At 52.4% G+C, this 14002-nt stretch carries 9 protein-coding genes and 1 pseudogene; 3 read left to right on the plus strand and 7 right to left on the minus strand.

The features are described from left to right. Nucleotides 1-34 precede the first annotated feature (34 nt). From H3L95_RS03585 to H3L95_RS03615, 7 genes are all read right to left on the minus strand, one after another. A complete protein-coding gene (locus tag H3L95_RS03585) occupies nucleotides 35-808 on the minus strand; it encodes an LEM-3-like GIY-YIG domain-containing protein (protein ID WP_003756991.1) in 774 nt (257 codons plus the stop codon). Between the two features lie 63 nt (nucleotides 809-871). Beyond that, a complete protein-coding gene (gene norM, locus H3L95_RS03590) occupies nucleotides 872-2251 on the minus strand; it encodes a multidrug efflux MATE transporter NorM (RefSeq protein WP_003756994.1) in 1380 nt (459 codons plus the stop codon). Between the two features lie 157 nt (nucleotides 2252-2408). Continuing rightward, nucleotides 2409-4040: an FAD-dependent 5-carboxymethylaminomethyl-2-thiouridine(34) oxidoreductase MnmC1 gene (gene mnmC1, locus H3L95_RS03595; RefSeq protein WP_182096205.1), complete on the minus strand. Its 1632-nt coding sequence runs from the start codon at nucleotides 4038-4040 to the stop codon at nucleotides 2409-2411. Nucleotides 4041-4095: 55 nt separating this feature from the next. Further along, nucleotides 4096-6105, minus strand: coding sequence for a site-specific recombinase (locus H3L95_RS03600; RefSeq protein ID WP_182096206.1), 2010 nt, complete (start codon nucleotides 6103-6105; stop codon nucleotides 4096-4098). A 156-nt stretch (nucleotides 6106-6261) separates the two neighbouring features. Further along, nucleotides 6262-7053: an NAD(+) synthase gene (gene nadE / locus H3L95_RS03605; protein WP_040669277.1), complete on the minus strand. Its 792-nt coding sequence runs from the start codon at nucleotides 7051-7053 to the stop codon at nucleotides 6262-6264. Between the two features lie 174 nt (nucleotides 7054-7227). Further along, nucleotides 7228-8037, minus strand: coding sequence for a hypothetical protein (locus tag H3L95_RS03610; protein WP_259345826.1), 810 nt, complete (start codon nucleotides 8035-8037; stop codon nucleotides 7228-7230). 294 nt (nucleotides 8038-8331) lie between these two features. After that, on the minus strand, nucleotides 8332-10107 hold the full coding sequence (locus tag H3L95_RS03615) for an assimilatory sulfite reductase (NADPH) flavoprotein subunit (protein WP_003762374.1): 1776 nt from the start codon (nucleotides 10105-10107) through the stop codon (nucleotides 8332-8334). Between the two features lie 292 nt (nucleotides 10108-10399). Here H3L95_RS03615 and yddG point away from each other — a divergent pair. The 3 genes and pseudogenes from yddG (at nucleotide 10400) to H3L95_RS03630 (ending at nucleotide 13893) form a co-directional block, all read left to right on the plus strand. Then, nucleotides 10400-11324: pseudogene (gene yddG, locus H3L95_RS03620) on the plus strand (aromatic amino acid DMT transporter YddG). A 181-nt stretch (nucleotides 11325-11505) separates the two neighbouring features. Beyond that, nucleotides 11506-12351: an RTX iron-regulated FrpC family protein gene (locus H3L95_RS03625; protein ID WP_241429745.1), complete on the plus strand. Its 846-nt coding sequence runs from the start codon at nucleotides 11506-11508 to the stop codon at nucleotides 12349-12351. A 198-nt stretch (nucleotides 12352-12549) separates the two neighbouring features. Further along, nucleotides 12550-13893 carry an aldehyde dehydrogenase family protein gene (locus H3L95_RS03630; protein ID WP_003760712.1) on the plus strand — a complete coding sequence of 448 codons (1344 nt, stop codon included), beginning with the start codon at nucleotides 12550-12552 and terminating at the stop codon, nucleotides 13891-13893. The last annotated feature ends 109 nt before the right edge of the window (nucleotides 13894-14002 follow it).

Genomic DNA, 14002 nt, shown 5'->3' on the forward strand with positions numbered 1-14002 from the left:
TTTTGTGGATTCAGGTCGTCTGAAAACTAACTATTTAACAATTACGATAGGTAATGGGGTTTTGGGGCGCTTTATAATTTTCTTGGGAAGAATAGGTCAGCTTATTCACGATTTCTTCATAAATGTCGGAGCCTTCTGGTAACGGCTTGCCTTCAAACATCCAACGACCTTGAATAATATCGTCGGCAGAAATCCATCTTTCGATTTCATATACTGCCAATGTCCAGCCGCGATAGACTGCAACTGCATATTTTGCTTTTTCACGTCGGCTTCCGATTTTCCAATATTTCCGTGTGCGCTCATAAATTTCCTTATCCCTATTGGCTTCAGGAATATTTCCGGATCTAATGTCTTTTTTCAGTTTCTCGTATTCTTTATTAATTGTAATTAAAACAATGGGTTCACCAGTTTTTAATTCCTGAGCATCATATTGTCGCTTTAATTCCGAAAAGTCCATTAATCCTACTTTTGAAGAATGTGTGCCCCCTTGAATATTAGTCAGCGGCTGCTGGCTCGGCTTGACCAAAGAGAGTAGGTCTATTGCCATCGCTTCATATTCAAAAGCCTGTTCGTCTGTTTGAATGTTGTGTCGCAGAATGTAATACACAGGTTGGTTTCCGCTTTTATGTATTTCCCTAATCAAGGCAATTTTATCACTTGGCTTTTCTGTTTCTTGTAATGAGGCTTGGGCATGATGGAAAACGCGATTGCCTACGCCTTTACCTACATAGAAAATATTGCCGTCTCTAGGGTCAATCAAGCAATAAATATAGTAAGCAAGTTTTTCTATAATGGAAGTTGAAAACATTTTTTTCCTTAAAAGTGAATAAACCGTAAATGAAATATCAATGGAGGCCGTCTGAAAGAAATTTCAGACGACCTTATGCGATCTGACCATCTCCCTGCTGCACAATTCCAAGCACCACACCAAGGCGACGGCGGCGATGGTGAGCGAGGCAATCAATGCTGTCCAGAAGCCGTAAATGCCCATATCGAAACGGTAGGCGAGCAGATAGCCCGGCAGCAGGCCGCAGCCCCAGAAGGCGGCGGCGTGGATGAACATCGGCACCTTGGTGACTTTATAACCGCGCAGGGCGTAGGACGCGATACATTGGGTGAAGTCTGCCGGTTGGAACAAGCCGGCGAACAGCAGGACGGTGGCGGCGATGCTTAAAACCGTCGGATCATCGTTGTACATGCTTGCCAGCGGAGAACGGAATAATACCAAGGAAAACACGGTAATCACGGCGAGCACCCAGCCCGACACCAGCGACACGCCGGAAATATAACGCGCCCGCGAAAATTCGCGCCGTCCTAATGAAAAGCCGATGCGTACCGTCCCCGCCGAGCCGACGCTTTGCGGAATCATATAGAGAATCCCCGACAAACTGATGCCGACCTGCTGCGCCGCCACATAATCCTCGCCGAAAGGCGCAATCAAAAACACGATAAACGAAAACGCGCTGGCTTCCAAAAAATAAGACAGCCCGATGGGTGCGCCGATTTTCCAAACCTGTTTGAACACCGCCCAATCCGGTTTGCCGAATTTTGCCGACAGTCCGAACGGGCGGAAGAATTTTTCCTTAGCGATATAAATCCACAACGCCAGCGCGCTGAACCAAAACACCGCCATCGTCGCCAGTCCGCAGCCCGCGCCGCCCAAAGCGGGCATACCGAATTTGCCGTAAACGAAAATATAGTTCAGCGGCACGTTCAACACAAACGCCGCGAAGCTGACCAACATAATCAGGCGCGGGCGGTTCAGGCTGGAAGCGTAGGCGTGCAGGGCGCGGTGCACCATTGCCGCCGGCATCGCCAGACTGGTGAACAACATATACTGCGCCATCGTGCCTTCGACATAATCGCTCAAGGTCAGCCAGTTGCGGAACGGCGTAATCGCCGCCCACATCAATACCATGCCGAAAATCCCCAAAAACAGCCCGAACCAAATCCCCTGCCGCCCCGTTTCGCCCACTTCACCGGTTTTACCTGCGCCGTAAAGCTGGGCAATCATCGGGTTCAGCGCCGCCATAATGCCCATAAAGGTAATGTAAACCGTGGCAAATGCGCTGCTGCCCAAAGCCACCGCCGCCAAATCCTCCTTACCCGCACCGCCCGCCATCACGGTATCGACAAAACCAATGCCCACCTGCGCGACCTGCGCCAGCAGCATGGGCAGGGCAAGGGCGGTCAGCAGGCGGACTTCTTTCAGGAAGACGGAAAAGGAAAAGCGGTTGAGGTCGAGCAGCATAAGTGTTTGTAGGATTTTAAAAAAAAGCGGAAATAAAGAAACAGGTCGTCTGAAAACAGACGGCCTGTTCCGTATGGGCATGGGATGCGACATTATAGTGGAAATGGAGGTCGATTGACAGCGTGCTCAGGCAGCTTTTCAGACGACCTCCTGCGCATCAAAGCAAAGGCTGCTGCCGCACGATGGCGCGGATGACGGCGCGGTTTGGATTTAGGGCGGTGCGCAGGCGTTGGGACAGGGGCTGAGGCAGGCCGAGGATGTCGGCGGCAATGGCGGCGGCGCAGACGGGGGCGGTGGCAAGGCCGCGCGTGCCGTGGGCGGTGTTGATGTAGGCGTTCGGCAGGTAGGGGCAGGGGATGTTGTCGAGTCGGTAGTTTTTATCCAGCGAGAGTTTGGCGTAGACGGTCTGCATGGCGGCGATGTCGCCGAGTGCGCCGACGACGGGCAAGTGGTCAGGGCTGTCGCAGCGCAGGGCGACGTGTCCTTGCGGCGGGTCAGAGAGGTCGTCTGAAAACGAGTAAAGAGAGTTTTGCTCAAACGAGTTTTGCTCAAACAATGATTGCGCCAATGGCGGGTTGAGTTGTTGCAGGGCGGCGCGATTGGCAGTTTCTTCGTGCGGGTACCAAGCGTCGTCGTTGCTGTTGAGAACGAAGGTTGCGCCGTAGCAGTGTTGCCCTTGCCAGCTCGGGCTGATGTAGCTTTCGCCGGATAGGGCGCAGCGCAGGCGTTTGGAAAAACCGCTTGCCGCCGCTACGCCGGTTTGTCCGCGGATTTGGCGGAAAGGCAGAGTGGAGACGTTGGCATCGGCGGCGTCTGGGCTGTGCGCGCCCATGCAGTAAATGATGTGGCTTGCGCTGAAGCTGCCGCGCGGCGTGTTCGCCGTCCAGTTTGCGCCGTCGTATTCGGCGGAGGATAGGGGCGTGTCTTCGTGCAACGCAATCAGCGGATGATTCAGTAAGGCACGGACGACGGCGGGCGGGTTCAGCCATACGCCCTGCGGCCAGTAGAGGCCGTCTGAAAAGACGTCTATGCCTGCGATTTGCGCGGCTTCGTCGGTGGACACGCTGCGGTAAAGGTGGGCATGATGCTGCTGCAAACCCAATGCCTGATTGCGTTTGCGTTCGGCTTCATCAAAATTGAGGTGCAACACGCCGTCGCCGCCCCATGCGTCGGAATCGGGCAGAAGGTCTTGCAGCAGGCGGCGGGTGTAGCCGTAGCCGGCCAGCAGCAGTTCGGTTTGCTCGGTGTCGTGCGGCGAGATTTTGGCGTAGAGCAGCCCTTGGCGGTTGCCGCTGCCGCCTTGAGCCGCTTTGCCCGCTTCCAAAACGGTAACGCGCATGCCGTGTTCCGCCAGCTTGCGCGCGGTTGCGGCGCCGGCAATGCCCGCGCCGATAACCACCGCGTGTTCGGGCGGAGTGGTGGCTTGGGGTCGTCTGAACCAAGGTTTGACAGGCTTGGGCGCGGCTTGCGGTACGGTTTCGGTCTGCCATTCGATAGGGTCGAAATGTTCGTGCAGGCTGTCGGCGCAGTGTGGCGGGACAAGCCAGATATGCACGTCGGGCAGCAGGCTTTCCAGAAAGTTGACGCCGTTGAACTGAAGGCATTTTACGGCTTGGTCGAGGCGGGTTTTCAGACGACCTTCCAACTCGGTTGGGGCATCGGAAAAAGGAAAATCGGGAATGCGGTTTTCGGTCAGGCAGGCAACCAGATGCAGCGGCGCGGGATGAGTTTCGATCACGCGGGCAAGTTCGGCGGGGGCGGGCGGGGTGTTCCAAGCGAGGATGGGCATAGCGGGGTCGTCTGAAAAAGAGGTTGATTACTGAAGCGCCGTCTGTCGGCTTGCCTTAATGCTTTTCTCCCTGCTCTTTAACCGGCTCTTTGGTCTGAACCGGCGTAACCGGGAAAAACAAGATCAGCGGGTTGGCTTTAATCTGCTGCCAGAAACTTTTGCACAAATTGCCGACACTGCCGATTTTCGTGCCGCGCGAGCGCAGGGCGACGAAGAGGGCGAGGGTGAAGCTGACGATGAGGTTGACCAAACCGATGGCGAGGACGCTGCAAATGCCGAGCATGAATGTACCAAAGCCGACGTTGCCGCTGACGGCGGCATAGCCGAGGTTGGCGGAGGAGAAGGCGACATGGCGGATGTCCAGCGGCAGGCCGAGGAGGTGTCCGAAGTAGCCGGTCATGCCCAAGAGCATACCGAAGATGAAGTTGCCGACCAGCGAGCCGTAGTGTTTGTGAATGTAGGCGGCGAGGACGCGGCGGGGTTTGGGGCGCATGATTTTGCGCAGCAAGGGGTTGAAGGGCAGGCGTTGGCGCAGGTTGAGGTAGTCGGCGCGGTTGTCGAAGAAACCTGCGATGATACCAGAACAGAACAGCCACAAGCCTGCAATAGCGGCATACCATAGGGTCGGATGATTGATGATGTCTATGGATTTGAACTGGTAGGCGGTGGTGTGGACATCGAGTATGGGCTGTTGGTGCAGATGGGCATAGCCGAACGATATGGCGCACGCCAAGAGTATGGCGATGGAAACGTTGCCGAAGACGGCGACGCTTTGGGAGCGGCATACGTCGATAAGGAGCTTGGCGAGCTTGTTGTCCACCGCTTTGCCACCTTCGTTGAGATCGACCTGTTCGGCGAAGCTGGCGGCGGTCATGGCGGGCTGCTTGGTGGCGACGGTGCAGTGCAGCATATGGATGAGCATGAAGCCTAGGCCGTAGTTGAGCCCTGACAGCAAGGAGGTAACGAAGGGGCTGAAGCCGAGTGTGCCGATGTGGATTTTGTGCAGTGCCATCAGGGCGATGATGACGCCGCCGCCTGCCGCGGAGTAGAACATTTTGAAATATTCTTTGCGGTTGCGGGTGATGTAATGCTCGCCGTGGTGGCTTTTGTTTTCGGTAATGCTGCGGGCGAGCATGCGTATGCTGCTGCGGCGCAGGTGGCGGGTACTGTATTGCTCGACCGCGGCGTAGATGAGGGAGTTCATCAGGGTAATGGTCAGGCGGTTGCGGTTGCCGGCATCGGTTTGGATGTCGGTGAGCAGTTTCAGGCGATCTACGGTCTGCTGGAGCCGTTCGAGCAGGTGGGCGACTTTGACGGACGAGCCTGAACCTGCGCCCGTCCCTTTTCGGCGCAGATAGTCGATCTGGCTGCAACATTGGTCGAACATGACTTCAAGGTGGGCGGTGTCGTAAGGGGTGGTGTCGTTGCGGTAGTGTTCGACCAGTTTGGCGGTTTCGCGCTGAAGGGCGACGAAGGGCGAATCGGCTTCGAGCAGGCGCGGGGCGATGCGGATGAGGTCGGGTTCGATGGCTTCGGAGGCAATCCAAATGGCCAGCATTTCGATGGCACGCAGGCGGGCGTCAACCAACTGGCGGCAGGCGTTTTGCAGCAAGGCGGGATCGGCGCTGGTGCGGATCAGGTCGTACAGGCTCAACCATTGGCGGATGCTGAGGGTTTGCAGCCATTTGTCGTCGTTTTCGGAGTGGAACAGGTAGAGGAACACTTCGCGCAGGTTGGCAAAGTCCTTATAGGACGGGCTGAAACGTTCGTAGATGCGTATGCCCATCTCGCGGGTAAAGCTGTGGCGCGAGAAGATACCGAGTTTGATCAGCGCGGGATAGATGTGGACTTGCGAGAGCCAGTGGTAGAAGCGTCCGCTGAAATTTTTTGCGAGTTCTTCGTCTTGTTTGAGCGTGGCGATAATCAGGTCGAAGCGTTCTGCCGCCTGTTTTTTGCCGCCGCGCCGCAGGAATTTGATTAAGGCATTGAGAATAAGGACGAAATCGGTATCGGTCAGGCTTTTGGAAAGTAGAGGATGTAGATTTTGGTGAGTAATTTTTTCCATTGCGGTATTTTTACACAAAACGGCGGGTTTGATAAGTTCGGGTAATTTATGCAACCTGCTGTAAGCACATTCGATATTTTGGAGCAATGTTTGACGATTTCAACCCTCTTTGCTTTGAAAAGGTCGTCTGAAAACCGGTTTCAGACGACCTTTCGCTTATTTCAGCATCTCTTCGGGAATTTTGCAGACGGGAATCGGATTGACTTTGTGTTGCATGGCTTTGTGCAGGCGGGTGTAGATTTCCAAGACTTCCCGCTGCCTACCTTCAAAATCTTCGGGGCGGCGCGTACCGTAAACGCTCATCGCCCATTCGAGTTCGGGATAGCTCGCGCCCATCTGTTCTTCGTCCGTGCGCTCCGTATCCCAAAGCCCGTCGGTCGGCGCGGCTTTTTGGATGGACTCGGCGATGTCCAGTTCGGCGGCAATTTGATAAATCTGCGTTTTGGTCAAATCGGCAATCGGGCTGATGTCCACGCCGCCGTCGCCGTATTTGGTGAAGAAGCCCACGCCGAAATCTTCGATTTTGTTGCCCGTACCGGTAACCAGCAAACCGTTGATTTGTCCGTAATAATAAAGCGTCAGCATCCGCAGGCGGCTGCGGGCGTTGGCAAGCGCAAGCTGTTTGGCGGGGAACTCGGTTTCATCGACTTCGACATCGGCGGCAAAGGTATCGAAAGTCGGCGTCAAATCCACACTCATTCCGCTGACGTTGGGAAATGCCTGCTCCAATCGGCGGATATGCTCCTGCGCGCGGCTGACTTGGTCGGCTTTTTGGCGGATGGGCATTTCAAGCAGAAGGACTTTCAACCCCGTCCGTGCCGCGATGGCGGAAACGACCGCGGAATCGATACCGCCGGAAACCCCGACGACAAACCCCTTGGCGTGTGCGGTGGCGACATAGTTTTTCAGCCAGTCGGCAATATGGCGGATAACGGCTTGGGTCTGCATAGTCAGGCTCCTGATTTGAAAGGGGGAATCATACCCGATTTTGAAAGGCAGCGGCATATGGACGGGTCGTCTGAAAACACAGGTTTGGCATTGCGAAACCGATTGCCGTGTTTGCAATATTGTCGGTTTGAGGTTTTCAGACGACCTGTGTCATGAGCGGTTGACTCCTGTGTTTTAATGAGATTTTTTGTTTGACTTGTCTTTATATCGATAGATTTGCAGATTGGTTGACCTGCCGCCTTTGAAAGAATTGATTTCATAGGTAATGCCATCATACACGGCGCGCGTGCTGATCAGCTCCTCATTAAGCGGCTGTTTCTGTTTAAAGGCTTCGATGTTTTGGATATGTTTGTCCAATAGGTTTTCAAACAGGTTGTCCGGTTTGTTTTTATGGTCGATGGTGGAAATGATTAAATCGGGAATAGTAGTGTCTTTAAAGATTAGACCGTTATACCCAATCAAAGCATCTACACCGTCTACCTTATTATTGACATGATATATATCAACACCGTACGGACATTCCGGATTGGCAAAGTCTTTTAAAACTATTGTTACAGAAAAAAGATTTGCAAGATAGTCAGCGGCGCTATACATGTTTTTCTTCCCGAAATTTTTTTCAAAGATTTCATTATTGCTGTTTTCCATAAAGCCTAACTCTTGCAATTTAGGAACAATCAGTTCTTTGTTCACGGGGATAGGCAGGCGTTTAACTACCTCGAAATGCGTAGGCTCATATCGCGGGTATGCCGCAGGGTCTGCAGACGGGAGTGGGGGAAGTGTATTAAATCTATATTCGAAAGGGTGACATTCAAAATGCGGGGTTGCTGCGGTTTTAACGGCTTCTGCATCCTGCTTTCCATCTTGAGCCAAGTTTGGTTGATTACTACATGCCGCCATAACCAGCAAACCTGCCAATACCATCAGCTTTTTATTGAATGTCTTCATTATTGATAACCTTCTTTGTACTTTTTCGATGTTCATCATCTCCTGATGCGGTTTGTAACAAATAAATCGGGTTTTATGTTGGGTGGAAATGACGATGAATTTTGTATGTTAGCTGGGTTGAGATAATGGGTAAAGAAAATGGGATAAGCGGTGGAAGGTGTGTCTGAATGGTTTGCTTTGTTTAGCGAGATATAGTGGTAACTTTAAACCAGGACGGCGTTACCTCGCCTTGTCCTGATTTAAATTTAATCCACTATAAATGGCTTGATGATGCGAAAGGTCGTCTGAAAACCCGATTTGGGCTTTTCAGACGACCTTTTGTTTGGGGCGGTATCAATAAACGTCGCGTTGGTAGCGTTTGTCTTCGCGCATTTCGTTGAGATAGTCTTCGGCATCGTCGCGGCTGAGTTTGCCTTGGGTTTCGATGACGTCGATCAGGGCGGTTTCTACGTCGCGTGCCATGCGGGTGGCGTCGCCGCAGACGTAGAGGTGTGCGCCTTGTTGCAGCCAGTTCCAAACTTCGGCGGCGTGTTCGGCGATTTTGTGTTGGACATAGACTTTGTGTTCGCCTTGTCTGCTCCATGCCAAGTCGGCACGGGTGAGTATGCCGTCTTTGCGGTAATCGCTCCATTCAAGCTGGTACAGGAAGTCGTCGGCGAGGCGTTGGTTGCCGAAGATGAGCCAGTTTTTGCCGTTGTCGCCATTGGCGGCGCGTTGCTGCATGAAGGCGCGGAAGGGGGCGATGCCTGTGCCTGCGCCTATCATGATGACGGGGGTGTCGCCGTTGGCGGGCAGGCGGAAATTGGGGTTGGGTTCGACGAAGACGCGTACTTCGCCGCCTTCTTCAAGGCGTTCGCCCAGATAGCCTGAGGCTGCGCCGGTGTAGGTGTTGCCGTGGTGTTCGAAGCGGACGACGCCGACGGTCAGGTGGACTTCTTCGCCGACTTCGTCTTGCGCGGAGGCGATGGAGTAAAGGCGTGGGGTTTGGGGGCGGAACAGTTGGAACAAGGTTTGCGCGTCCAGCGGATGGGGGTGGGCGGCGAAGACGCCGACGGGCGGGGTGGCGGCGAGGTAGGCGTCCAATCGGGCTTTGTCGGCGGCTGTGGTTTTGAGTTCTTCGCTGCCGGACAACTCGGCATATTGCTGCACGAGTGCCGGCGTGTTTTGCGTGATGTCGGCGGACTCGGTCAGGGCGGTGCGGATGTCGGTTTCGAGGTCGTCTGAAAGGCGGATTTTTTCTTCGCCGCTTAATTGGTGCAAATCAAGGATTTCTTGAACCAAAGCGGGAGCGTTGAGCGGGAGTACGCCCAATGCGTCGCCTGCCTGATAGTGCAGTCCGGAGCCGGACAGGTCGATTTCGATGTGCTCCACGTCTTTTTCGGCGGAGCGGGACGTGATTTTTTGGCGGACGGACAGGGTGGCGGTATAGGGTTTGTCTTTGGTATAGACAGTGCCTGTGGTTTGAAGGGCGGCAGGTGTTGCAACGGATGCTGCGGCGGTTTGCGCGGCAAACTCAGCAACTAGGGGGACGACGGCTTCTATCCACGCGTCGGCGGCACTTTGGAACTCTAAATCGCAGATGCCCAAGTCGTTCAGACGACGTGCGCCCAGTTCGGCGAATTTGGCGTCAAAGTCTTTGCCCGCTTGGCAGAAATTGGGATAGGAAGAATCGCCCAAACCTAAAACGGCAAAAGTGAGTTTGCCCAAATCGGGGGCTTTTTTGCCGAAGACGAATTTATACAGCGGCAGGGCTTCTTCGGGCGGTTCGCCCTCGCCTTGCGTGGATGTTACCAATAACACGATGTCTTCATCGGGCAGGGTTTTGCTTTTGAAGTCACCCGCGCTGCTCAATACGGCTTCTACGCCGGCGTTTTTGAGTTTGGCGTGTAAAGATTCGGCAACGCCGCGCGCATTGCCCGTTTGCGAGGCGGATAAGACCAACACGCGTCGCGCGGGGGCTGCAACGGCAGGGGCTGCGGAAACCCCCAAACTGCCTGCCGCCCCTTGACTTTGCGCCCAGCAGTAGCCGGAAAGCCAAGCGAGCTGTGTAGGCGAGAGGGCGGCGAGTTGTGCGGAAAGTTCGTTGGGAAGCGGGTTGGCTGGAGTCATGTCGGTTCCTTTGTGCGGACGGCTGCTTGAGGCAGAGCGTTTGCCTGCGCGGCTTTAATTGTTTGGTTGAATGGTGATTTTTCTGAAAACAGTGGCGATACTGTAAACAGGTCGTCTGAAAAACGGAAAGAATGCTTGGTTTTAATTTAATGCGATTTCGTTATATTCTGGATTGGGAGAGGGGGAGAGGGTTGATATCGGTTTTCAGGCGACCCTTCCTCTTGATTATGCAAACAGGAGGCGTAAAATATCAAAAAATTACACAATAAAACAAATCCCAACACAACACATCATGAACCGTCTGCTCCAACACGCATTTACCCCCAATCAAGCCACATCAATAGGTCTGCTTGCCGTAGCCTTTTGGAGTTCCGTCGTCGGATTGATACGCGCCTTGAGTCTGCACATGGGTGCGGTCGGCGGCGCGGCGGTGATGTACAGCCTTTCCACTTTGTTGCTCTTGGCTATTTTCGGATTGCCGAATCTGCGGCAGTTCAGCCGCAGCTACCTTTTCTGGGCAAGCATTTTTTTTCGTCGGCTGCGAATTGTGCCTGTCTCTTTCCATCGGTTTTGCCGACAACGCACGCCAAGCGGTCGAAGTCGGCATGGTCAATTATCTTTGGCCGACGTTTACCATCATCGGCGCAGTTTGGTTTAACAAGCAGCCGGCAAAATGGTGGATAGGCATAGGCTTTGCCCTTTCGTTTATAGGTATCGCGATCGTTTTAGGCGGTGACGGTGGATTTTCTTTGCCCGAGATTATCGGCAACGTCCGAACCAATCCGCTCAGTTACATCATGGCATTGTTGGACGCGCTGTTTTGGGCGGCATACTGCACCCTGACCGCCAGAACCAAAGCGCAGGGCAATGCCGTCGGTTTTTTCTTCCTCCTCGTCTCCTGCATCCTGTGGGCAAAATATTTCGCAGGCGGCTACGGCAGCCTTCATTTCGATACCGGCGCCATACTTTATGCCGTTGCCGCCGCAGCCTGCATGGGCTTGGGCTATGCGGTTTGGAACATCGGCATTTCATGCGGCAATATGACCGTCTTGGCAGGCGCTTCCTATTTCATTCCCATTTTTTCTGCTCTCATTTCCTCCGTCCTGCTCAATGCGCCCCTGTCTGTACAGTTTTGGCAGGGCGCGATTATGGTCTGCATCGGCTCAGGTGTGTGCTGGCTTGCGACGCAGAACTTCAGTTTCAGACGAATTGAGTAGTTCTCGGTCCTTACATCAGGGTTTTTGAAAATACAACAAAAGGTCGTCTAAATATTTTCAGACGACCTTTTGTTGTATTTTCAGTTGTAATGATACGTTTGCTTAAGTTAAATACCATTTATCTGAAATAAATTGCTGGTTTATGAGAATATGGTATTTCCACAGGAATCAGAAATTGATAATGGATTGTATTTCAGCTGGTCTGATTAATCAGAAATCTGTTACAGGAAGAGTAAAAGTGGAATGTGGAAAAGATAGGGTATTGAAGAAGCTATCAGCTCTAATAGCAGTTTTGGGTTCATTCGCTTTGGCAGCTTGTTATCCATCTTCAGAAAATAAGGAAGAAGTAGAAATGGACAATCAGATACCCATAACAGGCTTTGAAAGAAATATTAAAATTGATTTGGATGGGACGTTGCTGAGCGTACCTTACGGTTATTTGGCAGGTTCGTCCCGAAATTCGGCAACAAGATGGATGTCGGATGAGGAAAAAATCTATAAGGGCGGTAGGTTTGATATTTACGTCCATGCCAAACGCAAAGGAGATTCTTGGATTTTAGAGCCTTTTAATCGGAAGAATAAAGATAAATTTGTTAAGGCATTGAAGGATGGTCTGCCGATGATAGACACTATTTCGATTCAGAAAAATTCTGAATGCCTTTTAGATCCTAAGTATCTTAAAAAAATGATTTTGAGGTACGGTTCAAAAGAAATAATTTCTTCTAAAGACTATAAAGCATATGAAAGATTTAATGAAGAACCATTCTATCATGAATTTAATTATATTAGGGATGATGAAAATCCAGTAAGAATACAAGTAAGGGATGATGGTAGAAAAAATGGAAAAAGACTTAATGAACCGCATTTTTCAATCGCAGTTGACTCATGCATAAATGGTTTGTCAGTAGATTATTATCCTAGTATCAGTGTACATGAATATGGAAATTTTTCTAAGCAGCCTTCTCAACAAGAGTTGATTGAATATCATCTAAAAATAGAGAAATTAATTAAAAGTTTTATCAAGTAATTTTATTTTAGGATCCTAACTTATGATTATTTTAAATGGATAACAACAGGCTGAATTAAAAGGAGAAGAACTGTGTGGAGATGTTCTATCCGAGTTTGCTATATAATCGCGCCATCTTTGATGAACAAACATCGTCTGAAAGAACGTCTTAATTTTCAGACGACCTAAAATAAAACCGACATACAAAGGAGCCGAACCATGTTTCACAGCATCAACGCCTATACCGGCGAAACCCTTTGCCGCCATCCTGCGCAGAGTTATGCAGAGTTTGCACAAGAATTGGCAGTGTTGAAGGTGCACCAGCAGGCGTTTGCGCGGTTGGGTGTAACCGGGCGGACTGCTTTGCTGCAAGCTTTTGCCGAGCGTTTGGCGCAAAACAAGGAGCGGCTTGCGGAAATGGTTTGCGAAGAAGTCGGACGCTGCCTGCATGAATGCCGTGCCGAACTGGATAAATCCGTCGAGCTCATCCGATATTACGTCCGCCTTGCCCCCGAGTTGCTGGCGCATAAGACCATTGCTACGCAGGCGAGCCTCAGTCAGGTGCGTTTTGAGCCGTTGGGCGTTGTGCTTGCCGTCATGCCGTGGAACTATCCTGTCTGGCAGGTTTTGCGTTTTGCCATTCCAGCCCTGTGCGCGGGAAACGCTTGTGCCGTCAAGCCTGCGCCCAGTGTTGCGCGGGTCAGCGCTGCGCTGTTGGAACTGGTTTCAGACGACCTTCCGTTGATTGGCGCATGGCTGGACAACGACGATACGTTGAAAGCCATTGAAGACACCGATGCGATGGCGTTTACCGGCTCGACGCGGACCGGCCGCCTGCTCGCCGCCCATGCGGGAATGCACCTCAAGAAAACCGTCCTCGAACTCGGCGGCAGCAACCCCTTCATTGTCATGCCCGATGCGGATCTCGAACGCGCCGCCGTCGAAGCTTGTTATTCGCGTTTCCGTGACGCGGGTCAGTCTTGCAACGCAGCCAAACGAATCGTCGTAACCGAAGCCGTTGCCGAGCGCTTCATCCCCCTGTTCCTTGCCGAATGCGCCAAATTGCAAACAGGCGATCCCAAAGACCCTGCGACCACACTCGCCCCGCTGCACCGCGAAGACTTGCGCGCAAACGTACACGCTCAGGTACAGGACGCAGTCGCACACGGTGCGCAGGTTCTGACGGGCGGTTTCATTCCCGAAGGAAAGGGCTGGTTTTACCCCGCCACCGTATTGGACAAAGTGAATCCTGACTGCCGCGTTTGGAATGAAGAGGTTTTCGGGCCGGTTGCCATGATTTTGCGGGCGAAGGACGAGGAACACGCCGTCGCCCTTGCCAACGATACGCCCTACGGATTGGGCGCCAGCATTTATACCGCCGATACCCGCCGCGCTTGGGCGTTTGCCGAAAAAATCCAAGCAGGCTCGGTGTTTATCAACCGCCACACCAGCAGCGACCTGCGCCTTCCCTTTGGCGGCGTCAAGGCTTCCGGTTACGGACGGGAATTGTCTGAATTCGGGTTGTATGAATTTGTGAACGTGAAAACGTATTGGCAGAAATAAGGATGGATTGAAAAAGGTCGTCTGAAAACGCCGGGATTGTCTATGTTGCGTTTTCAGACGACCTTTTTATCGTGTGCAGAGAGATAGCGGACTGACTTAACACTTATTA

Origin of the sequence: Neisseria sicca (assembly GCF_014054945.1) — a bacterium.
In the GTDB taxonomy this organism is placed as follows: domain Bacteria; phylum Pseudomonadota; class Gammaproteobacteria; order Burkholderiales; family Neisseriaceae; genus Neisseria; species Neisseria sicca.